Genomic DNA, 22218 nt, shown 5'->3' with positions numbered 1-22218 from the left:
CCCTGGCTTCGACAAGCTCTTCCTCCTGGAGGAGTCAGGGAGCACCAGAGCGTTCAGGGGTAGAATGGACGTGGGGACCGATGACTTCGGCTTGATCCGTGCCGAACTGCAACCGGCCCACCCAATCACAATCCAATGGGCGATGGGGAGCGCAAAACCGTCGGCGGTGATGTGGACGACGCATGCAGTCCCGCTCATTGTCGCTGATTCCGTGGTGCAACTGCTGCGCGCGCACGGGTTCACCGGGTGGGCTCTCTACGAGGTCTCCGTCCACGACAAACAGGGGCAGCCTGTTCCTGGCTATCACGGTCTTGCCGTCACGGGCCGGTGCGGAAACATCGATTGGGCCCAAGGTATCGAGGTGCCCCGAATCTTTCCGGCCGGCATCTTCCCCGTGTGGAAGGGACTCTTCTTCGATCCCGATTCCTGGGATGGCTCCGACTTCTTCATTCCCGGTGAGAGGGTTGGGTATGTGCTCGTGGTGGAAGAGGTCAAAAAGGCTTTCGAGCGGGCGAAGATCAAAAACGTGAGCTTCACGCCCTTGGATCAATTCGAAAGAAATTGGAGGATCTGATCGCGCCCTCGGCGGCGCACGTTACTCGCCGGAATGGGGTGAGCCCGCCTCTGGCACGGGCACTACCGCTGGCCACGACGGACCGCTTGGCCCGAGCACCTGCTCCTGAGTCACTCCCGGCGGCACCACCAGGTCCACCACGGGCGACTGGCTCGGATCTCCAATCCGCCCGCCCCCGAACCGCTCCTTCGAGTCGCCCGGAGCAATCGGCAGCACCATCAGCCCCTGCTGCGGCGCCGACTTCCCGAAGATCGCGGGCATGTCCACCTTGTTCTCGATCGACGCCCCCGTCACCGCGAGCGCGTAGCCCCAGTCCGGCCGAGGCTGGCCCCCGAAGAAGTCATTCGGCACGAAGAACTCCACCGTCGAGCCGGTGACCCGCACCCGGGTGGGGAAGAAGACCCGCGTCGCCAACTCGCGCTCCACCGCCGTCTCCACCTCGCGCTCCGCCGCCTCGCCCAGCGGACCCTGGTGGCGCTCCCGCTCCGCCCGGGCCGCCTGCAGCCAGAGCCCTCGTAGCTGATCCCTCGCGTCATAGGGCCGAGGCGTGAGCAGGATGACCCGCTCCCACGCGCTGCCGGGGGCCAGCGTGAGGTTGCGGCCCGGCAGCGTGTCCGTGCGCCCGGAGCCCTCCACCCGGTCCATGTCCACGTACAGGTCCAGGTTGAACGTGTAGAAGCCGAACCTCGCCCGCTGCGCCTCCGTCTCTCCGGCGATATCCACCGTGCGCCCGGCCTGGGGCTTCGCGATGGGGCGGGCGAAGGTGGCCTCGAAGCGCGTCCCGTTGTCCTCCGCGTACGCATTGAGCAGCAGCAGGTCCAGCGAGCCCGGCCCCAGGTCCTCCCGCAGCGGGTAGCGCAGGTCCCCATCTCCATGGTCGTCCCCGCGCGGGTCCGCCAGGGTGAACAACGGTGAGGCGCCACGCGCGCCCCGGGTGAGGCAGGCGCTGAGCAGCACGGCCCCCAGCGCCAGCAGCAGCGTGGAGCGGCGAAGCAGAGACATGGGAGGAACCCCTGGGAAAAAGAAAGGCCCGGCAGCGTCGCCGCGTGCCGGGCCCAGCTCAAGCAAGAAGCGAAGGGCGGACTAGAACTGCGCCTTCATGAAGACCTTCGCGCGGTACTGCTCGAAGTTGCGCGTCTCCAGGCTGTTCCAACCGTTGTAGCGGTTGAAGAAGCCCTTCGAGCCCACCGGCACGTTGTAGTCCTTGGCCGTCTGCTCATCCGCCTCGGTGGCGATGAAGCCGTCGCCGAAGTCCGGCTTGAACGAGCCGAACGCGTACTGGGCCTCCGCGCCGAACTCCACGCCCGCCAGGATGTACTTCGCCTTGAGCAGGATCGAGTTCTTGTTGTGGAAGCCCGAGGCCATCTCGTGCAGGTTGTACGCCTGGAAGGCCGTGTTGCCGTCGAACAGGTCCGCCAGGTACTTCGTGTAGCTCAGCGAGGCGTACAGATCGTCCGACAGCTGGTAGCCCGCGCCCGCCGTGAAGGCGTAGTAGCGCAGCAGCCGGTCGTCATCGCTCAGGCTGTCGAACGGCTTCCACTGGTAGCCCCTCACGCCATTCACGTCGATGACGTTCGGGTTGCCGTAGGTGTCCGCCGTGGAGAAGCCCGGGGAGTACTCGTTGCGCAGGTCCTTGCAAGGCGTGCCATCCCCGGTGCACGCGCCCGCCTGGTACGGCAGGAAGCGCGCGTCGTTGATGCGGTGGTCCGTCTCGTGGATGAACTTGGCCTTGCCGAAGATGTCGATGCCGCGCGCCACGTCCAGCACGTAACGGCCCTTGAGCACCGCGATGTGCGTCTGCTTGTCCTGGAAGGGCGCGAACGCGCTGCGGAAGTTGTGGCCCACGCCCGTGTCCAGCTCCGCCGTCGGGTAGTCCGTCTTCAGGTACGAGCGGCTCGGATCGCCGTACGCCTGCCAGTTCGTGTTGTAGGTGATGTACGAGTACTCACCGGACAGGTCCAGGTTCCCGTTGCCGTAGACCGGGTTCACCGTGACGCCCTTCCAGCCAATGGCCGTCTCCGCGAAGGGCTCGTCGAAGTCCGTGAACTCGTTGTCCACGTTGATCGTCGCCACCTGCTGCGCCTCGCTCGTCCACCCGCCGTAGCCGATGCGCGTGGGGTTGCCCTTGAACACGCCGTACGAGGCGTTGGAGGGGCCCGGGAAGGCGAAGCTCGGATCATGCCCCTCGGTGAGCAGCACGTCCGACTCGCGGCGCGCCGCCATGATGGCCACGTAGTCCGAGCCGATGCTGAAGCCCTGCAGGTTCACCGACAGGCCGATGTCCAGCGGATCGCTCAGCGTCACGTCCACCTTGAAGGTGTTGTCCTCGTGCCGGCCCGCGATCACCGGCGAGTAGCCGTTGAGCCCGAAGTCGGCCGGCGTGAGCACCGGGTCCGCGTTGGAGTACGAGTGATACAGCGAGCCGCGGATGTCCACCTTGTCGGCCAGCCGCAGGTTGGCCTTCACGCCGCCCACGCCGTTGCGGAAGCGCGGCGTCAAGTCCCGGCCATCATCCAGGTTGGTGTCCTTGGGAGAGATCTCCGCGTCGTGCACGTAGCTGAAGATGCCGCCCACATCCAGCGTGTCGCTCAGCGTCCACTTGGTCTGGAAGCCGTACGCCGCGTCCGCCGCGTGGAACGCGCCCGTGCTGAAGGACGGGCCGGCCCACAGGCGCGGCAGGCTGATGCGCGTGGCGTCCCAGGTGATCTTCCGGCTGTAGCCGGAGCCCTGGAGGAGGATGCCGTTGGCGTTGTCGCGGTCGATGTAGCGGATGCGGCCGATGACGTACGGATCAAACTGGCCGAAGTCATTGGCGCCGATGGTGGCCGAGTCAATCAGGTAGCCCGGCGTGAGCACCACCGCGATGCCGCGCAGCTTGATGTACTGGTTGGAGCGCGGATCGAACTCGCCGCAGTCGCCGTTGACGCACGGCTTGGACGGGTCTCCACCGAAGCCGCCGAAGTTCGTCCAGAAGTTCTGGCTGAAGCGGCTGTGGATGCGGCCCCTCACCTCCACCTGGCTGGAGAGCCGGGCGTTGAGCAACAGCTCGAGCTCGGTGCCCTGGCCATTGTCGCCGTAGCCCTCGCCGGGCACGGTGGTGAAGTTGTAGAGGGCGCCCTGATCCCGCAGGTTGCCATACAGCCACTTGGTGTAGGTGGTGCCGCCAATCTGCAGCTTCGGAGCGTCCTGGGCGATGGCGGGCGCCGCGGGCAGCAGGGTAGCGGTCGCGGCGAGCGCCAGCGCGCTCCTCCGCAGGAACTTCTTCGACATGATGTGAACCCCTCCTCCAGGGCCGGCCGCGGCCGCGGAGGACTGTCTCCGCGGCCACCCGGCCATTTCCTTGTGAATCAGCGGCTGCGTTACTTCGCGTGCACCATCGTCAGCGTGGCCTTGGTCTTGGCGCTGCCGTCCGCGGCGCACTCGTACTTGAGCATGTCGTGCTGGGCCTTGATCTCGGTGGCGTCACCCTTGGCGTCACCCGCCAGGATGTCGATCACCTGCGGATCGCAGTCCGCGTCATTGCCGCCGCCGAAGCGGTGCTGGCCCTCGTACTCGTTCACCTTGCGGGTGAGCAGATCATTGCCGGAGGGGAAGCCCTCGTTGGACTGCATCACCACCTGGAAGCCCCACTGGCTGGGATCGCCCTTGATCGAGGCGGCATCCACCGCGCCGCTGATCTTCTTGCCGGCGCCCTTGGTGCGCTCGGGGATGAGGATGTCGCCCTTCAGGCCGGGGGCCTTGGTCTCCACCTCCTTGCGCACGCGTGCGGGCTCCTGCGGCGAGAGGATGACGAGCTTGTCCCAGGCGGAGGCCGGGGCGAACTGGACGTTGAGGCCCGGCGGGCTGTCGGTGTGGCCGCTGCCCTCCTTGCCGTCCGTGTCGATGAAGATGAACACCATCTGCGTGGAGAACCCCTTCTTCATGTTCCAGGGATCCTCGAGCGCGGCGTTCACGCCGACGGTGAACTCGAGCTTGTCGCCCTTCTTCTCCACGTTGACGTCGGTGATGTCGAACGAGCCCTTCTTGTAGACGGTGTCCGTCGGGTACTTGTAGGTGCCCGGGCCGTCGTCGTCGCCGGTGGGGTCCTTGAAGGAAACCTTGTCCGCGGCGAAGGCGGGGAGGCTGAGCAGCGAGGCGGCGAGGGTGAGGCTTGCGAGGGTCTTCATGAGGCTCTCTCTCCTTGGGGAAACGACTTCAACCTTTCACGCTTCCGGCGGTGAGGCCGGACACGAGGTACTTCTGCAAGAACAGGAACAGGAACACCACGGGAACGGAGACGATGATGGAGCCGGCGGCGAAGTAGCCCCACTGCTGCGAGAAGCCACCCACGAAGAAGCGAAGGCCCACCGGTGCCGTGTACATCGCCTCCTGGTCCATGAACGTAGCCGCCAGGATGAACTCATTCCAGGCGGTCATGAAAGAAAACAGCGCCGTCACCGCCACGGCGGGCTTGGCCAGGGGAAGGATGATGCTCCAGAAAATCTTGCCTACCGAGGCCCCTTCCATCAGCGCGGCCTCCTCCAAGTCCTTCGGGATGGTGTCGAAGTAGCCCTTGAGCATCCACACGCTGAAGGGGATGGAGGTGGTGGCGTAGACGATGATGAGGCCCAGGCGCGAGGAGCCCAGGCCCAGCCACTGCACCAGGATGATGAACAGGGGGATGAGCATCAGCGTGCCCGGGAACATCTGGGACACCAGGAAGGCCATCATGCCGGTGCGCTGGCCGGGGAACTTGAAGCGGCTGAAGGCGTAGGCGGCGGTGCAGGCCAGGAACACGCCCACCACGGTGGTGCCCACGGCGATGATGACGCTGTTGAGCATCCACCGGGCGAAGGGCTGATCCGTCATCACCGAGGTGAAGTTGGACAGGGACCACGTCTCGGGCCACGGGGTGATGGCGCGCAGCCGGTCCGTCCACGTGGGGTCGGCCGGGAGCGTGGCGATGGCCAGGTTCTGCCGCCCGGAGAAGGCGATCGTCGCCACCCAGAGGACGGGGTAGAGGGTGAAGAGGGTGAAGAGCACCAGCACCAGGTGGAGCGGCAGGTGCGGGACGCCCTCGCGGCGCGTGGCCATCAGGTCGCCTCCGTGGCGCGGGAGATGCGGTTCTGCACCACGCTGTAGAGCAGCAGGATGCCGAAGATGACGGTGGAGTAGGCGGCCGCGTAGCCGTAGCGGTAGCGCTGGAAGGCGAACTTGTACGCCTGGGTGACGAGGATCTCCGTGGAGTTGCCTGGCTCGCCCTCGGTGACGAGGAAGATGATGTTGAACATGTTGAAGGTCCACACCACCGACAGGATGATGGCGGGCACCAGCGCGGGCTTGAGCGAGGGCAGGGTGATGGAGACGAACTGCTGCCAGCGGTTGGCCCCGTCCACGCGCGCCGCCTCGTAGAGCTCCATGGGGATGGACTGGAGCGCGCCCAGCGACACCACCATCATGAAGGGGAAGCTCAGCCAGCCGTTGGTGGCCAGCGCCGTGAGGTACGAGGTGAAGGGGGACTCGAACCAGGACAGGCCCTGGCCGCCGAACATGCGGATGATGTGGTTCACCACGCCGAACTGCTGGTGGAACATGCCCTTCCAGATGAGCGCGGTGATGTAGTTGGGCATGGCCCAGGGCAGGATGAGGAGCACCCGGTACAAGGGCCGCAGCGCCAGGTTGGGCGTGTTGAGGATGAGCGCCAGCAGCAGGCCCACCGAGACGCCGATCGTCACGTTGGTGATCGTCCAGACGATGGTGAAGAACAGCGTCCAGTAGAAGTTCAGGTAGTTGAAGACCCAGACGCCGCCCTCTCCGCGGTGGGCGACGTTGAAGTCACCGAGGATCTCCACGTAGTTGCGCAGGCCGATCCAGATCTCCGAGAGCGGGAGGCTGGTGTTGTAGAGGTTGGCGTCGGTGAACGAGAGGGTGATGCCGTAGAAGAAGGGGAAGAAGACGAGCACCACCATCCCGATCATGGCTGGGAAGATATAGGTGTACGCCTCGCGGTGCTCCACCACCGTGCTCGCCACGCGGTTCATGCCGCCCATTCCAACGAAGAGCAGCAACCCCAGCCCCACCACGCCCAGCAGGTAGAAGGCCCGCGAGGCTTGGCCCTGCAGCTCCACCACGCGCTGAGTGACAGCCGCCTCGGTCACCGTGCCCTGGGCCGTCAGGATCCCCAGCGGCCGGCGGTAGAAGTCCGTGTCCCACGTCTCCGGCTTGAGCGCCGGATCCGCCGCGAGGTTCTGCGCGGCAATCACGGCCCGGGCCTTCTCGGCCGTGGCGTTGAGGTGCCGGGCCACCGCCTCCTGCGAGCCGCGCACGCCCTCCTCGAGCGAGCGCATCGAATATCCGGCGTAGCCACCCAGGCCCGCCACGAAGGCCACCGCCGCCACGGCCACCAGCTGCCACTGGCGGCGCAGCGGCGCGAAGGACACGGCGGCCAGCAGCAGCAGCGGCAGGAGGAAGGCCAGCAGCACAGGCCCCGGTCCCGGGCGCGCCTGGGCCTGGGCCTTGGCTCCAGCGGCATCCTGCGGAGGCGTGGCCAGCTCCACCATGCCCACCACGGATCCATTCACCTCCACCGGCGCCGAGAACAGCAGTGCGCCAGTGGGCTGCTCCGCCTTCGCGGCGCTGGGCTGCTGTTGCGCCTTGTCACCCTCGGCCTGCTCCGGCGGCTCGCTCCCGGTGAGCTCCGCCCGCTCGATCTCCGGCTTTCGGGCGTTGCCCTCCTCGCGGTTGGTCTCCACCGCCGCGCGCAGCCGCTGTCCACGGTCGTAGAGGGGCTTCTCCTCGCGCGACAGCCGCCGCGGCGCGGCCTTGTCTCCCTGATCCGCCGGGAAGGTAGAGGCCTCCAGCTTGATGCCGGAGAAGGCGATCACCCGCGCATTTCGTCCTGGGAGGAGCTGCTCCTTCTCGGAGGCCACGACGGAGCGCACCCCGTCACCACTGCCTCCCGCGCGCTGCACGAGCTCCACCAGCGCGTTCAGGGAGATGAGATCCTGCCGCTGCTCGCGCCCGCTGTCGGCGTCCTGGCGCGCACGGACCAGCAGGACGTGGGCGAGCGCCAGCCCCAGGCCAAGCGCCAGGGCCAGCCCCACCAGCGCGCGTGGCCGTCGCAGGCCGGGGGGAGTGTTCTGAGGAGGAGTCAAGGAGGAGCCTGCTGCGTGGGGAAGGGCCGGAGCGCTGTGCGAGTCGGGCCCGGAAGAGGCGGCGCGAGAGGGAGCGCCGCCTGGGGGCTGGGGTGAAGCGGTGCTCACTTCTTGCGCAGCCCAGCGACGTCCTTGGCCACCTGGGCCTGCGCCTTGTCGAGCGCCTCTTTCGGCTTGGAGGCCTTCTTGAGGATGCCGTTCATGGCGCTGGTGGCCGGCGACCACACCATGGTCATCTCCGGCACGTTGGGCATGGGCACCGCCACCTCCACCTGATCATGGAAGGCCTTGAGCTGCGGATCCTTGGAGACCTGGGCGTCGCTGTAGACCTCGGAGTTGGCGGGGTTCTGGCGGCCCTCGAGCGCCATCACCTTGGCGGCCGGCACGTCAGTGAGGAACTTGGCCACGTCGAAGGCGGCCTCCTTGTTCTTCGAGGGCGCCGTCACGTACACGCCCTCCACCGTCATCCACGGGCGCATGGGCTTGCCGCCGTTCTCGTCCAGCGTGGGCAGCGGGGCGATGCCGTAGTCGATGCCCTTGGCGATCTCGCCCAGGAACCACGGACCGGAAAACACCATGCCCGCCTTGCCGTCATTGAAGAGCGAGGTGATCAACGCCGAGGAGGGCTCGGCCGGGAGGATGCCGTCCTTGTCGATCCACTTGAGCAGCTGATCGACGGACTTCACGTTCTCCGGCGAGTTGAGCGTGGGGTTGAACTTGGCGTCGAACACGCCGCCACCGAAGCCGTTCATCAGCGCCGCGTGGTAGTAGAAGTCGCCGTACGAGTACGCCAGCCCGAAGGTGCCGGTCTTCTTGTTGGTGAGCTTCTTGGCCATGGCCACCAGCTCGCCGGACGTCTTCGGCGGGGTGGGCACCAGCTTCTTGTTGTAGATGAGCGCGATCGTCTTGTAGTTGAGCGGCAGCCCGTACACGGTGCCCCGGTACGTCATCGCCTGCATCGTCGTGGGGATGAAGCGCTTCTTGAGCGCGTCATCCAGGTAGAAGTCGATGGGCTCGATGGTGTTGCCGGCCTCGATCCAGCCGCCCAGGCGATCCTGCGCGAAGATGAAGAGGTCCGGCCCCTTGCCGCGCGGCACGGTGGCGGTGATCTTGTCCGCGAAGGCGTCATAGGGAGTGGCCTGCGCCGTGACATGGACCTTGCCGGCGTTGGCCTTGTTGTACTGCTCCACCAGCTTCTCGATCGCGGCCTTCTCCTCGGCGCGGTACGAGTGCCAGAGGACAATCTCCTTCTGCTCGGCGGAGGCAGTCAGGGGCAGCAGGCCGAGCGCACCAAGGCACACGGCCGCAATCAGCAGTCGCAGGTTCTTCATGAGGGGAGGCTCCGGGGAATCAAGCGGTGAGGCGCTGCTCGGTTTCAGCGTCGAAGAGGTGCAGGCTGTCCGTCTCCACCACGACGGGGACCGTCGCGCCGGGCTCGGGCGGGCTCTGCGGGGGCATGCGGAAGACGAGGCCGAACTCGCCCAGGCGCGAGTGGACGATGAGCTCATTGCCCAGCGGCTCGACGATCTCCACCTTGGACTCCAGCTTCGCGGACTCGCCGCGGGCGGTCTGGCCCGGCTGCAGCAGGTGGTCGGGGCGGATGCCCACCTTCATCTTCTTGCCGCCCTTGCCCGCCGTCACCGCGCGCAGGCTCTGGGGCACCGGGAGGCTGAAGCCCTGGCCCACCAGCGTGGTGCCGTTGGCGTCCAGCGTGGCGTCCAGGAAGTTCATGGGCGGGCTGCCGATGAACTGGGCCACGAAGATGTTGGCGGGGCGCTCGTACACCTCCAGCGGCGTGCCGAGCTGCTGCAGCTTGCCCTCCTTGAGCACGGCGATGCGGTGCCCCATCGTCATCGCCTCGATCTGATCATGCGTCACGTAGACGCTCGTCACCTGGAGGCGCTGCTGGAGCTTCTTGATCTCCGCGCGCATGGCCACGCGCAGCTTGGCGTCCAGGTTGGACAGCGGCTCGTCGAAGAGGAACACGGCGGGCTTGCGGACGATGGCGCGGCCCAGGGCCACGCGCTGGCGCTGACCGCCCGACAGCTGCTTGGGCTTGCGCTCCAGCAGGTGGGTGATGCCGAGGATGTCCGCCGCCTCGTTCACCAGCTTGTCCATGTCCGGCTTGGGCGTCTTGCGGATCTTCAGGCCGAACTCGAGGTTCTCCCGCACCGTCATGTGGGGATAGAGCGCGTAGTTCTGGAAGACCATGGCCACGTCCCGCTCCTTGGGGGGCAGGTCGTTGACCACTCTGCCGCCAATGGAGACGGCGCCGCCGGAGATCTCCTCCAGGCCGGCGATCATCCGCAGCGCGGTGGACTTCCCGCACCCGGAGGGGCCCACCAGCACCAGGAACTCATGATCACGAATGTCGAGGTTGAGCCCCTCGATGATCGAGACCGAGCCGTACCGCTTCGCCACGTCCTTGAACGTTACTTCGGCCATCAGGCCCTCGTCCCCGAGACAGCTAGGGTGGTTGGGGTTGGTCGTCTTTTGCGTTATCGGGCCGCTGAGCCCGGTCTTCCCAGGATGCTCGCCGACAGCGGCTCGACGGTGAGCTCCAGGGTGGGGCCTTCCAGCCGGCCCCCGTTCAACAAGTCCTCCGCGGCCGTTCCCCCCCAGGGGGCGGGCCACGGAAGCGAGAGCTTCGCCGGCTGCTGCCCGCGGTTGATCGCCACGATCACCGCGTCGCCGGAATCCACGTCATGGCGCAGGAACAGGTACAGGTCTCCCTCGGTGGACAGCCCTTGATGGGTGCCGCGCGAGAGCGCCGGGTGGGCGCGGCGGATGGAGATGAGCTTCTGGTAGAGCTTGCGCAGCTCCTCGTCCCGAGGCTTGCCGGCGCCGGGCTTCACGTCGCGCGAGCCCCAGGGCATGTCGCTGCGGTTGGCGGGCCAGTCGCCGCCGGGCCGGCCCACCTCCTCACCGTAATAGATGGTGGGGATGCCGGAGGTGGTGAGCTGGAGCACCGCCGCCAGGCGGAAGCGCTTCACGTCGCCCTCGAGCTGGAAGAGCGCTCCGGGCACGTCGTGCGAGGACAGGAAGTGCGCCAGCAGGTAGCCCGGATGCACCTTGCCCCGGGACTTGAGGTACTTGTCGAAGGCCACGGTGCGGCCTCGGCCCTGAACGAAGGCGAGCGTGCTGCCCTGGAAGCCGAAGTCGAAGCCGGCATCCATCTCGTCCCCGGAGAACCACGGCTCGAGCGACTCGGCATCTCCGCCCCACACCTCGCCCAGCAGGAAGAAGTCCTTGCTCACCTCTTCGCGGGTGCGGCGGCGGTGCTCCTTCCAGAAGGGGTGATCCACGTGCTTCACCGTGTCCAGCCGGAAGCCGTCCACGCCGGAGCGCCTGGCCCACTCCAGCTGCGCGTCCAGGAGGAACTTCGCCACCTCGGGCTGCTCCGTCTTGAAGTCCGGCAGGCCGGAGACGCACAGCGTCACGTCCTCCTGGCCGCAGGTGCCCCGGTCCTCCGAGCGCAGCCAGGTCTTCGTCTCGGGGTTGGTGAGGTAGTGCGAGTTGTAGCCCGCGTGGTTGTAGACCACGTCCAGCAGCACGCGGATGCCGCGCCGGTGGGCCTCGTCCACCAGGGCGCGCAGGTCCTCCTCGGAGCCGAAGCGCGGATCCAGCTTGTGGAAGTCGTCCGCCCAGTAGCCGTGGTAGCCCCAGTCCGGGAAGCCCGCGCCGGTGACGAAGCTGTCGATGTTCTTCACCACCGGGGTGATCCACAGCGCCGTGACGCCCAGCGAGCTCAGCTCGTCCAGCTGCTGGCGCAGGCCCTTCAGGTCTCCGCCATGGAAGGCGCCCTGGGCGGCCGTGTCCACCGCGGCGTTGTTGGCCGAGTCCCCATCCGCGAAGCGATCCACGATGACGAAGTAGAGGATCTCGTCGGCCCAGCGGCGCGGCGCCACCTTGGGAGCAGGCGGCGGTGCGGGCGGCTGGACGGTGGCCGCGGCGGGACTCGCCGGGGTGGCAGCGGGTTCGGTGGACGCAGGGCTGTGCGCGCAACTCGCCAGGTGGAGCGTGAGCAGCAGCGTCAACGCCACATGACGCATGCGCTCAACGGCCAGGCTGCGGGGCTGGGGGGCCTGCATTCCGGCGGGACTTTTTCATAGAACGGTGTGGAGGTGAACTATCGATCTCTCTGACTTGTGGACCTCCACGGTCGGATCCATCCGCGCGGCACTCATGATGCGCCGCGTTGTCGTTGCCCGAGTGAAATGACAGGCACACGAAGTCTGACGCGGCGCGTAGGAGTGCGGGAGGCTGATGCTCCCGGTGTGTCCGAGGCCCCCTACCTTATGGGTCGCGGCGGTAGGGCGAGGGATCCTCGGGCCACGAGTTCGGCTCGCACTGGGCCGGCTCCTGCTCGATGACGACCTCGCGAGCGATGCGCTCCTTGTCGTTGTAGTCGAACGAGGTGCGCACCTGCGAGCCAGGCGTCAGGTAGGCCCGGGCGATGATGTCGCCGTCCGGATTCTTGTACAGCGTCTGCTCATCCACGCGCATGGCTCGCTCGAAGCCCTTGTTGTCCCGGACGATGAGGGTGTCCTTGTAGTCGGCGACGACCGTGGCCTTGATCAGCGGTCCGTTGTCTCCGCGAGCGATGTCAGGGTTCTGGGCGATGCGTGTGGGCGGCGCCACCTCTGACGAATAGCCCGCCACGCTCGTGTCCGTCTTGCACCCCATCAGGCACGCTGCCCCCACCGCCGCCACGCCGATGATCAATTTCTTCATGTTCGGTCACCCCGGTTCGGCGGAACGCTCCGCCCATCTACGGGCAGGGTGGCGATGCAACTCGGCGCCTCGCAACCCTGGCTCGGACCGGAGGCGACCGGGGCGCGAGGCATGGGCCCGGCCCGTCCCCCAAGGAGCAGGCGAGCGAAATCCTCCAGGGATTCCGTGCTTCTCGTGGAGCTTCCCGGTGAGGATGGCTCGGGGCGGGAAGGAGAGGCGAGGGGAGGTCTGGACGCCTGCTCTGGCCACCCTGCTAGTGTGCGCCCACCGTGCTGCCACGCCGGCTCCCGGCTCGGTGCAGCAGCCCTTTTCAACCCCCGGAGGTGTGTCCTGAGAGTCCCAGTTCGTTCCCCGTTACAGGTGCGCCCGCTCGTGCTGAGCGCGTTGCTGGCCACCCTCTTCGCGCCGTTGGCCGCCGTCGCGGCGACCACCGTGACGCTCGTCGGTGATTTCCAGAGCAAGCTCGGCTGTGCGAGCAACAATGATCCGACGTGTACCGCCACCCAGCTCGCTCTCGATAATGATGGCGTGTGGCAGAAGGCCTTCACGATTCCGGCCAGCGCCACCGCCTACCACTACCAGGTGGTGTTCTCCAACGGCACGCAGACGCAGACCTACCCCGCGGCGCCGCTCACGCTCACCCAGAGCGCCAACGGCTCGGTGAAGTTCTACTACGATCCCACCAGCCACTACGTGCGCGACGATGTGGCGCGGATCGCCGTGGCCCCCGGCGACTTCCAGAGCGAGCTCGGCTGTCCCGGCGATTGGCAGCCGGATTGCCTCAAGTCCTGGCTGCAGGATCCGGATGGGGATGGCATCTTCACCTTCACGACCACGGCGATCCCGCCGGGCGCGTACCAAGCGAAGGTGGCCATCAACGAGAGCTGGAACGAGAACTATGGAGACCAGAGCGGCAACAACATCGGGTTCACCGTCTCGGCCGCGGGCGAAGAGGTGGTGTTCTCCTGGAACTCCACCACCAAGAAGGTGACCATCAAGCCGGCGAACGCAGCCACCGGTGACATCCTCCTGGCCCGGGCGCACTGGCTGACGCCGGACACGCTGGCGTGGAGCCCCCAGGTCGACTCCGTTCCGGCGGACGCGACCTTCCGGCTGCACTACCAGCCGGATGGCTCGATGCGGCTGACCGACACCGGCATCCAGGGCGGCACCGTCATCACGCTTCAGCAGGATGCGTCAGGCCTGAGCCCCGCGCTGAAGCAGCGCTTCCCCCACCTGGCGGACGCGCTCGTCCTGAAGCTCCCCACCACCGAGCCGGCCAAGGTGCAGCAGCTCCTCCAGGGGCAGATCGCCGTGTCGCTGACCTCGTCCGCCGGCAAGGTGCTGGACGCCACGTCCGTGCAGCTCCCCGGCGTGCTGGATGAGCTCTACACGTACACGGGGCCGCTGGGCGTGTCCTTCAACGCGGGCGTGCCCACGCTTCGTGTCTGGGCCCCCACGGCGCGCAGCGTGTCCCTGCTGATCTTCGATGACGCGACCGCGACGGAGCCGTCTCAGACGGTGACGATGCAGGCGGGGGAGAAGGGCGTGTGGTCCGCCACGGGCGACGCCTCGTGGAAGAACAAGTTCTACCTCTACGAGGTGCAGGTCTACGTCCGCAAGGAGCAGGCGGTGAAGACCAACCGCGTGACGGATCCGTACTCGGTGAGCCTGGCCACCAACAGCACGCGCAGCCAGATTGTGGACCTGAGTGACGCGGCGCTCCTGCCGTCGGGCTGGGCCAAGCTGGAGAAGCCGGCGCTGGCGGCGCCCGAGGACATTGTCCTCTACGAGCTGCACGTGCGCGACTTCAGCATCAGCGACGCCTCGGTCCCGGCCAGCGAGCGGGGCACCTTCAAGGCCTTCACCGAGGCCTCCAACGGCACCAAGCACCTGGCGCGGCTGGCCAAGGCGGGCGTGACGCACGTGCACCTGCTGCCGGTGTTTGATCTCGCCACCATCGAGGAGAACCGCGCCCTGCACCAGCAGCCGGCGGGGGATCTGTCGGCGCTGCCGCCGGACTCGGATCAGCAGCAGGCGGCGGTGGGCGCGGTGAAGGACGCGGATGGCTACAACTGGGGCTATGACCCGTACCACTACACGGTGCCCGAGGGCAGCTACTCCACCGACCCGAACGGCACCCCGCGCATCGTCGAGTTCCGCCAGATGGTGCAGTCCATCAACGGGCTGGGCCTGCGCGTGGTGATGGACGTGGTCTACAACCACACCAAGGCCTCGGGGCAGGATCCGCAGTCGGTGCTGGATCGGATCGTCCCCGGCTACTACCACCGGCTCAACGCGGACGGGAACGTGGAGACCTCCACGTGCTGCCAGAACACCGCCACCGAGCACGCCATGATGGAGAAGCTCATGGTGGACTCGATCGTCACCTGGGCCAGGCAGTACAAGGTGGATGGCTTCCGGTTCGATCTGATGGGCCACCACATGAAGTCCAACATCCTCAAGGTGCGCGCGGCGCTGGATGCGCTGACGCTCGAGAAGGATGGGGTGGATGGCAAGGCCATCTACCTCTACGGCGAGGGCTGGAACTTCGGCGAGGTGGCCAACAACGCGCGGGGAGTGAACGCCACGCAGCTCAACATGCCGGGCACGGGTGTGGGCACCTTCAGTGACCGGCTCCGCGACGCGGCGCGCGGCGGTGGCCCGTTCAGCGGCCTGCAGGAGCAGGGCTTCATCAGCGGCCTCTTCACGGATCCGAACGGGACGAACCAGGGCTCGTCGGCGGAGCAGAAGAACCTGCTGCTGGCGCACCAAGACCGGCTCCGCGTGGGGCTGGCGGGCAACCTGCGCGACTACACCTTCACCAATGTGGAGGGCGCGGTGGTGAAGGGCTCGCAGATCAAGTACGGCGGCGACCCCGCGGGCTACACGCTGGATCCGCAGGAGGTCATCACCTACGTCTCGGCGCACGACAATGACTCGCTGTTCGACGCGGTGCAGGTGAAGGCGCCGCGCGGCGCGAACATGGACACACGGGTGCGGATGCACAACATGGGCATCAGCCTGGTGGCGCTGGGCCAGGGCATCCCGTTCTTCCAGGCGGGCGACGAGCTGCTGCGCTCCAAGTCGGGAGATCGCAACAGCTTCAACTCGGGGGATTGGTTCAACAAGCTGGACTGGACGTACCAGTCCAACAACTGGGGCGTGGGCCTGCCGCCCGCCGGGGATAACCAGAACAACTGGACCGTCCTCAAGCTGCTGCTGGCGGATCCTTCACTCAAGCCGACGCCGGCCCACATCCAGCGGGCGCTCGAGCACTTCGAGGAGATGATCCGCATCCGCAAGAGCACCAACCTGTTCCGGCTGCGGACAGGGGCGGAGGTGCAGCAGCGCGTGACGTTTGAGAACACCGGGCCGCAGCAGATCCCCGGGCTCATTGTCATGCACATCGGCGGCGAGAAGTATGTCGCCGAGGGGGCGTACTCGGACGCGGTGGTGATCTTCAACGCGAGCGACAAGGAGCAGAAGTTCGCGTCGGACACCTTCAAGAACACGACCCTGGAGCTGCACCCGGTGCTCAAGGAGTCCACGGACCCGGTGGTGCGCAGCGCCTCGTTCGATTCGACCACGGGTGCGTTCACGGTGCCCGCGCGGACCACGGCGGTGTTCATGGGCAAGACGCCTCCGGGCTCTCCGAGCTCCATCCCCGGTGGTGGCTCCAGCAGCAGCTGCGGCGTAACGGGTACGGGGAGCGCGGCGCTGAGCGCCCTGGCGCTGGTGCTGGGCTTCATGCTGCTGCGGCGTTCGCGCCGTCGCGAGCAGTAGTCCTCGCGGCTCTGGTGCCCTGCCTTCGAGCGGGGCAGGGCGCCATCAGCGTTAGGCGATGGGGGCTACGAGTGCCGGTGCGCGCTGCACCGAGCTTGGCCAGTCTCAGCAGAAGGTGGAGGAGTGGACGCAGCGGAGCAACCCGCGCTCTCGGGCTGCCGGGTGTGGACCGCGCGACGTCTGAGCGCATTGCATTGCCAAGAGGGAGCGCGCGGCCCAGCTTTGAGCCCTGGGGCAGGTCGCGGCAGGCACTCCGCCCCGAGTGGAGGTGGGGACATGCGGGTGGCAGAAGAGCCAGCGCTCCGGGGGCTCGGAGCGCTGCCCGTGAGGCCGTGGCCCGGCCGCTTCCGGAGCAGGCTGCACTCAGCGCGGACAAGTGCCCGCGACAGCACGTGGCTCCTCCCCGTGGTGGGCGCCGTGGTGGGCGCCGGACTGGCGGTGCTCTTCGTGGTGGAGCCCTTTGGCATCCGCCCCTCTTGGATTCGCGGCCTGGCCTGGCGCGCCTCCATGGAGGACTCACGGCGGATCCTCGCCTCGATGCTGGGCATCGTGATCACGACCCTGAGCATCGCCCTGTCGCTGTCCCTGATCGTGCTGCAGAACACCAGCAGCAACTACTCTCCGCGGCTGCTGCGCCTGTTCATGAGGGACAGGGGCTCCCGGCTTCTCCTTCCCGTGTTCGTGGCCACCGGCGTCTACTGTCTGGTGGGAGGGTATGCCTTCGGCTTTGTCGAGGAGCCCGGTGAGCAGCCCCGCCCGGCGCTCGGCATGGCCATGTTGCTGCTCGTCTGCTGTGGCGCGGCGCTCGTCTTTGAAACGACGTACACGCTCTCCATGGTGCGCGCCGAGCAGATCGTCCGCCGGGTGCGGAGATCCTCCCTCGAGGTCGCGCGCACGCTGGACCTGCTGCGCCGTAGGGAGACGGAGGCCTCGGCGCTACCCCCCGTTCCCTCGGGCGCGTGGCAGGTCGCCGCTCCCTGCTCCGGCTTCGTGGTGGATGTCGACACGCGGGCCCTGCTCGTGCTGGCCGTGGCCCGGGGGCTCTCCATCCACCTGGACATCGCCATCGGCGAGCCGGTGGTGCGCGGGGCCTCGCTCGCCCGGCTGGTCTCGGAAGGAGCGCCTCGGGAGAAGGAGCAGCTTGCCCGGTGCGTGGAGCGCGCCGTGCTCATCGGCCCCTGGCGGACGCCGGACAGGGACCTGGCGCTGGGGGTGCGGCAGCTCGTGGACGTGGCCATCAAGGCGCTCTCACCGGGCATCAATGATCCCTCGACAGCCGTCGAGTCCGTGGACCAGCTCACCGTCCTTCTCTGCGAGCTGTGCCGGCTGCGGCAGGGACCGCGCGTCCTGGCCGATGCCCAGGGGCGTCCGCGTGTCTTCCTGCGTGCGCTGGAGCTGAGGGATTACCTCGTGCTGGCCACCGAGCAGATCGGCCGCTATGGCGCGGGAGAGCCGGCGGTGGTGCTGCGGCTGCTCCGGCTGGCTGGCGAGGTGGGGCTGCGCGTCTCGGGGGAACCGGACCAGCGTGCCGTCCGCGAGGTGCTCCACCAATTGAGCGCGAGCGCCAAGGCGGCCAGCCCCAGCTTGTCGGCGCTGATGCTGCGCTACGCGGAAGAGGTGGAACGGGCCCTGGAGCGCCAGGAGCCCCTTCCACCCCTGCCTTCGCTCGGCTACTGAGCCCCGGAGATTCATCCTATCGCTGAGGGCTCCCTGCGATGCGCCATGGAACGCTCAGCTTCACGGGAGCGCCGCGGCGGCTCTCGGCACCACGAACAGGGTGATGCTGCTGGCCGGCACGGTGGCCGTCAGCCGCGTTCCTGACAGCGTGACGTCCGTCAGGCGCGTCAGCGTGTTCGCCGCCGTGAGTTGCCATACCTGAGCTGTCCCCGCGGGCGCGAAGCCGGCCAGATCCACCGTGAGGCCCGCGGTCCCCGTCAGGAACTTGCCCACGACCATGATCGTGAGCGCTCCATCCGACGAGCGCACCGCCGCGAACGCCGACACCGTGTCTGGATCCGGCACCTGGGCCAGCACGCTCGTGTCCCCGAACGTCGAGCGCTTGCCGTCATAGTTGCGGTACAGCTTGATGGCCTTGTACGTGGGCGTGGCCGCGTCCGGAGTGCCCCAGCGCACCGCCATGTCCAACCCCTCGCGGCCGAAGAGGCCCAGCAGCTCGGCCTGGGCCGTGGCGCCGTTGATGTGGCCCTCGGCGCCCCAGTTGTACTCGGTGATCGCGATGCGCGTGCCCGGGTAGTAGGTGTTCACCCAGCTCCGCAGCCGGGGGATGAGCTGGACCGGGGCGTTGATCCACGACGCGTCCACGTAGTTCGGATCCCACAGCGAGCGCGTGGAGCGGTTGCGCTTGAGCTGCATGCTCGAGCTCGTGTCGTCGCTGTACTCGCCGCCCTGCGGGTAGTAGTGCACGCTGAGGACGTCCAGCGTCCGCCGGCCCGTGCCCTGGGCCTCGCTCCGGAGCTGATCCAGCAGCCAGGGCAGGTAGTCCCAGCCGCCGTGCGCCGAGCGGTCCGGCAGCGTCGAGGGCGCCGGGTAGCCATGCTGCTGGCTGTACTGCTGGTCGTACCCGCTGAAGAGGTAGCCGCTCCAGCCCCACTCCTCCGGGCCCACCACGAGCGCGCCCGGGTCCACGGCTTTCACCGCGGCGCCGTAATCGAGCATCCGGTCACGCACCTCCTCCATCGTCGCGCCCGTGGGGTGCACGTCCCGGTGGGTCATATGCCAGACGCTCGGCTCGTTATCGAGGATGTAGTAGCGCAGCCCGCCCTGGTTCGCCCTTCCCCACCGGCTCACCAGATGGCTCACCCAGCCCCGTTGGAAGGCCGGATCCGCGGGCTGGTTGGCATCATGGGGGTCATTGTTTGTGATTATCGAGTTATCGAGCCGCACGCCGCTGCCCGCATCCGCCAGCCACTGCCAGTCCTTGGCGAGCTGTGGCCCATACTTGAGGATGGAGAAGCTCGACAGCTTCATGCGCGCCAGCCCGAGCTTCGCCACCCAGCCCATCATCGGCACCGTGAGCATGGGCTGGACGCCCGCGTTGCGGGTCATCACGAAGAAGTCATCCGCGGACTGGCCCGGCGTGCCGGCGGACTGGGGCACGCTCTCGAAGTACCAGTCGCTACCCCGGTTGGAGGCATCGAGCAGCCAGTTGTACCGGCTGGTGGCGTTGCCGCCATTGCGGTTGAGTGAAACGTTGAGATCCATCATCTGGGCAGCGGTGGCAAAGGCAACACCGTAGATCTCCGGTGAGATCGCGCGCCGGTTCGCTGCCGCGTTCACCTGGATGTTCACGGAGAACGTGGGCGGTGGTGGCTGGCGGCTCTGTTGAATCAACGCCTCTGCATCGGTGCTCAGGGAATCCCGCGGAGAGGCTGCCCACCCCTGTCCGCCGAAAGAGTTGATCAAAATGACACACGCTCCGCGCCACGTGAGCGACCGAGCCTTCATGCGCAACACTCCTTGAGAGGGGGCGGTCTTCTCAGACCGTGAGCAAAGCGATGCGCACGTTCTTGGAAGCCTGGAAGCGGTGGGCGCTGGTGCGCGTGCGCGATGGCTCGCGCCAGCAGACAGCTTTCATGCAGGCGCGGGAGAAAGTTCTCCGAGCTCGCCTGAAGAAGAGATCCACGTGGGGGCGTTGGCGGGAGAGTGCTCCTGGAGCGGACATCCTGAACAGGCTATTCACCAGCGGACGCACTCTTGGACTGGAGTCCCATGCCGTGAGCAAGGGAGCGCGAAGTCCGAGGGCACGGTATCGTCTCGGGAATCCCTCGGCCGCGAGCACTCTCGAATGGATGCGCCTCCCCGCTTCGTCAAAAAAGTCCTCGAGTTCCGCTGCCTCGCCGATCAGTGCGAGGACACCTGCTGTGTCGGGCTCCGGGTGCCCGTGAGCGAGGAGCGGCTGGGGCGGATGCGGGAGGTGGTGGCCGGCACTCCGGACGCGGAGCGGTTGGAGTCGAACCTGCTCCCCAGTCCCAGCGCTCCTCCCGCCGAGCGGGCGTACATCCAGATGCGCTCGAATGGGAGCTGCCCGTTCCTCGATACCGAGCGGCTCTGCTCCCTCCACCGCCGTCATGGAGAGCAGGCCCTGCCGGATCCCTGCGTCACCTTTCCTCGCATCGTCTGGAAGTGGGGCGAGCGCGTGGAGGTCGCGGGCTCCCTGGCGTGCCCGGAGATGGCGCGGCTCCTGCTATTGGAGGAGGGCGCGCTGGAGCAGGTGCCCGGGCCGCTGGAGCAGGTGCCTCGGCTGGAGGCGGCGAGGCCGCTGTCGGGCGGGCCGGGAGATGCGTACGCCGCCCACGCCGAGCCCATCCGCGCCGCCGCGCTGAGAATCCTGAACCGTAGCGAGTTCTCCATCGCCTCGCGGCTCTCGCTGCTGGGGCAGATGGCGTTCCGGCTGGACTCCGTCTTCCGGAGCGCCGAGCCCTTCCCAGGCACCGTGGCCGAGGCCGGCGAGGTGCTGGAGGCGCTGCTCCGGCCGTTCGATGCGCCCGAGGTGCTGGAGATGATGCACCGGGACTTCTTGGCGCTGGAGATTCCGGGAGGCCCCTGCGCCGGGCTGCTGGCCTCGATGCTGAAGTCCCGGAAGGCGGTGGCGCGGGGCGAGCGCTTCGGTCCGTTCGTCCACGGCGTGCTGGTGTCGCTCTGGGGCTCCGAGGAGGCCACGGGGGACACGGAGGGCGCGTGGCGCGAGTACGTCACGCGGTGGCAGCGGCTGGAGGCGGCGCACGGAGCCCGGGTCGAGCAGTACTTCCGCCACTATGGTGTGGCGCAGTGGCTCCGCTCCCCCTTCACCGAGTCTCCCAGCCTGCTCGCGTACGTGTTCCGGCTGGTGCTCCGGGTGGCGCTGCTGCGCCTGACGCTGGTGGGGCACCCGGAGGTGGCGGCGCTCTGCGCGGCGGAGCAGGGTGGGGCGCCCGAGGCCTCCCAGGCCGTGCTGGATCGGGCCGCGGTCGAGTGCTTCTACCTCGTATCCCGGCACGTCGAGCAGGCGCCCGACATCCTCGCGCTCGTGAAGGAGCTCACGGGCGTGGGAGGCGGGGAGACGCTGGGCAAGGCGCTCGTGTTCGCCAAGTTCTGCTGAGGCCTGCTACTTCCCGCCGTCCTTCGGGGTGGACTGGGGCGCGGGCCCTTCCGTGGCCTGGGGGTTGTTCACGTTCGCGCCGGCCAGCTCCCGCTCGTCGCGCATGAACTTCCAGGCCGCGTTCTCGACGCCCTGGGGCGTCAGGCCCGTGAGCAGCGCTCCCGCCTCCTTCGTCCGCGCCATGAGCGCCGTCTCCCCGAGCTCGTCGTGGATCTTCGTGAGCGCCACGTGGATCTCCGGATCAAACGGGTTCGTCGACAGCGCCTCCATGTACGCCGCCTTCGCCTTCTCCCAGTCCTTGCGGAACAGCATGATGCGGCCCAGGTGCACGTTCGTCCCCGGCATGCCCGGGTGGACTCGCAGCGAGCCGCGCAGCACCTGCTCCGCCTCGTCCAGCCGCCGCAGCTCCAGCAGCGTCAGCGCGTACTTGTTGGACACCGACTCGTACTTGTCGCCGACGATCTGGTACGCCTTGGCGTACTCCGCCGCCGCGGCCTTGGTGCGGTTGCGCTCGCGCAGCACCTCGCCCAGGTGCGCCAGCTTGCGCGCGGGCAGCTCCTCCACCTCCTCGAAGTCGCCGAAGGAGATCTCCCGCCCCTTCTTCGCATCCTCCTTGTCCTTGCCCTTGGCCTGCTCCTTCAGCACCACCTCTTCGCGCGGCACCAGCTCCTTGGGGAAGGACTGCTTCTTGGTGAACGCCAGCCACGACTTCTCGAAGAGCGGGAAGGGCATGCCCATGGCTGCCTCCACCGCCTTGCGGTCCGTCTGCCCGTTGCGCAGCTCCTGGATGATGGTGCGGAAGCCCGCCGTGCCCTTCGTGTCGTGCACGTAGTCGATGGCGTAGAAGACCTCCGCGAACGCCAGCGCCGCGTCCTCCGCGTTGGGCAGCATGG

At 67.6% G+C, this 22218-nt stretch carries 15 protein-coding genes; 4 read left to right on the top strand and 11 right to left on the bottom strand.

The genetic code is table 11. The features are described 5' to 3' along the window. The first annotated feature begins 70 nt into the window (after positions 1-70). Complete coding sequence (locus tag ACJ8AT_RS26265) at positions 71-574, top strand: hypothetical protein (RefSeq protein WP_407740608.1); 504 nt, start codon at positions 71-73, stop codon at positions 572-574. 21 nt (positions 575-595) lie between these two features. Here the strand turns inward: ACJ8AT_RS26265 and ACJ8AT_RS26260 are convergent, their stop codons facing one another. From ACJ8AT_RS26260 to ACJ8AT_RS26220, 9 genes are all read right to left on the bottom strand, one after another. Further along, complete coding sequence (locus tag ACJ8AT_RS26260) at positions 596-1576, bottom strand: glucodextranase DOMON-like domain-containing protein (RefSeq protein WP_407740607.1); 981 nt, start codon at positions 1574-1576, stop codon at positions 596-598. 81 nt (positions 1577-1657) lie between these two features. Then, complete coding sequence (locus tag ACJ8AT_RS26255) at positions 1658-3844, bottom strand: hypothetical protein (RefSeq protein WP_407740606.1); 2187 nt, start codon at positions 3842-3844, stop codon at positions 1658-1660. A gap of 89 nt (positions 3845-3933) precedes the next feature. Further along, positions 3934-4740 carry a glucodextranase DOMON-like domain-containing protein gene (locus ACJ8AT_RS26250; RefSeq protein ID WP_407740605.1) on the bottom strand — a complete coding sequence of 269 codons (807 nt, stop codon included), beginning with the start codon at positions 4738-4740 and terminating at the stop codon, positions 3934-3936. A gap of 28 nt (positions 4741-4768) precedes the next feature. Next, positions 4769-5647 carry a sugar ABC transporter permease gene (locus tag ACJ8AT_RS26245; RefSeq protein WP_407740604.1) on the bottom strand — a complete coding sequence of 293 codons (879 nt, stop codon included), beginning with the start codon at positions 5645-5647 and terminating at the stop codon, positions 4769-4771. Further along, positions 5647-7707 carry a carbohydrate ABC transporter permease gene (locus ACJ8AT_RS26240; RefSeq protein ID WP_407740603.1) on the bottom strand — a complete coding sequence of 687 codons (2061 nt, stop codon included), beginning with the start codon at positions 7705-7707 and terminating at the stop codon, positions 5647-5649. The genes ACJ8AT_RS26245 and ACJ8AT_RS26240 overlap by 1 nt, the downstream gene beginning before the upstream one ends. A gap of 104 nt (positions 7708-7811) precedes the next feature. Continuing rightward, a complete protein-coding gene (locus ACJ8AT_RS26235) occupies positions 7812-9038 on the bottom strand; it encodes an extracellular solute-binding protein (RefSeq protein ID WP_407740602.1) in 1227 nt (408 codons plus the stop codon). Between the two features lie 19 nt (positions 9039-9057). Next, positions 9058-10152: an ABC transporter ATP-binding protein gene (locus ACJ8AT_RS26230; RefSeq protein WP_407740601.1), complete on the bottom strand. Its 1095-nt coding sequence runs from the start codon at positions 10150-10152 to the stop codon at positions 9058-9060. Positions 10153-10205: 53 nt separating this feature from the next. Beyond that, positions 10206-11798 (bottom strand): alpha-amylase family glycosyl hydrolase, encoded by a 1593-nt coding sequence (locus tag ACJ8AT_RS26225; RefSeq protein ID WP_407740600.1) that lies wholly within the window; start codon positions 11796-11798, stop codon positions 10206-10208. Positions 11799-12003: 205 nt separating this feature from the next. After that, positions 12004-12441 carry a hypothetical protein gene (locus ACJ8AT_RS26220; protein WP_407740599.1) on the bottom strand — a complete coding sequence of 146 codons (438 nt, stop codon included), beginning with the start codon at positions 12439-12441 and terminating at the stop codon, positions 12004-12006. A 360-nt stretch (positions 12442-12801) separates the two neighbouring features. Here ACJ8AT_RS26220 and pulA point away from each other — a divergent pair, with 360 nt between their 5' ends. Together pulA and ACJ8AT_RS26210 are read left to right on the top strand one after the other, a co-directional pair. After that, complete coding sequence (pulA, locus tag ACJ8AT_RS26215; protein WP_407740598.1) at positions 12802-16227, top strand: pullulanase-type alpha-1,6-glucosidase; 3426 nt, start codon at positions 12802-12804, stop codon at positions 16225-16227. 276 nt (positions 16228-16503) lie between these two features. After that, complete coding sequence (locus ACJ8AT_RS26210) at positions 16504-17904, top strand: DUF2254 domain-containing protein (RefSeq protein ID WP_407740597.1); 1401 nt, start codon at positions 16504-16506, stop codon at positions 17902-17904. A 60-nt stretch (positions 17905-17964) separates the two neighbouring features. On the opposite strand, the gene ACJ8AT_RS26205 is transcribed toward ACJ8AT_RS26210, so the two are convergent. Then, positions 17965-19692, bottom strand: a complete 1728-nt coding sequence (locus ACJ8AT_RS26205; protein ID WP_407740596.1) for a glycoside hydrolase family 44 protein — start codon at positions 19690-19692, stop codon at positions 17965-17967. A gap of 340 nt (positions 19693-20032) precedes the next feature. Between ACJ8AT_RS26205 and fliB the strand changes: the two genes are divergently transcribed. Further along, positions 20033-21325, top strand: a complete 1293-nt coding sequence (gene fliB, locus ACJ8AT_RS26200) for a flagellin lysine-N-methylase (RefSeq protein ID WP_407740595.1) — start codon at positions 20033-20035, stop codon at positions 21323-21325. A gap of 6 nt (positions 21326-21331) precedes the next feature. On the opposite strand, the gene ACJ8AT_RS26195 is transcribed toward fliB, so the two are convergent. After that, positions 21332-22218 (bottom strand): tetratricopeptide repeat protein (locus ACJ8AT_RS26195; protein ID WP_407740594.1); only part of this gene is annotated, 887 nt, incomplete at its 5' end.

Origin of the sequence: Hyalangium sp., from assembly GCF_045802625.1 — a bacterium.
In the GTDB taxonomy this organism is placed as follows: domain Bacteria; phylum Myxococcota; class Myxococcia; order Myxococcales; family Myxococcaceae; genus Hyalangium.
This window is presented reverse-complemented; position numbering and strand designations above follow the sequence as displayed.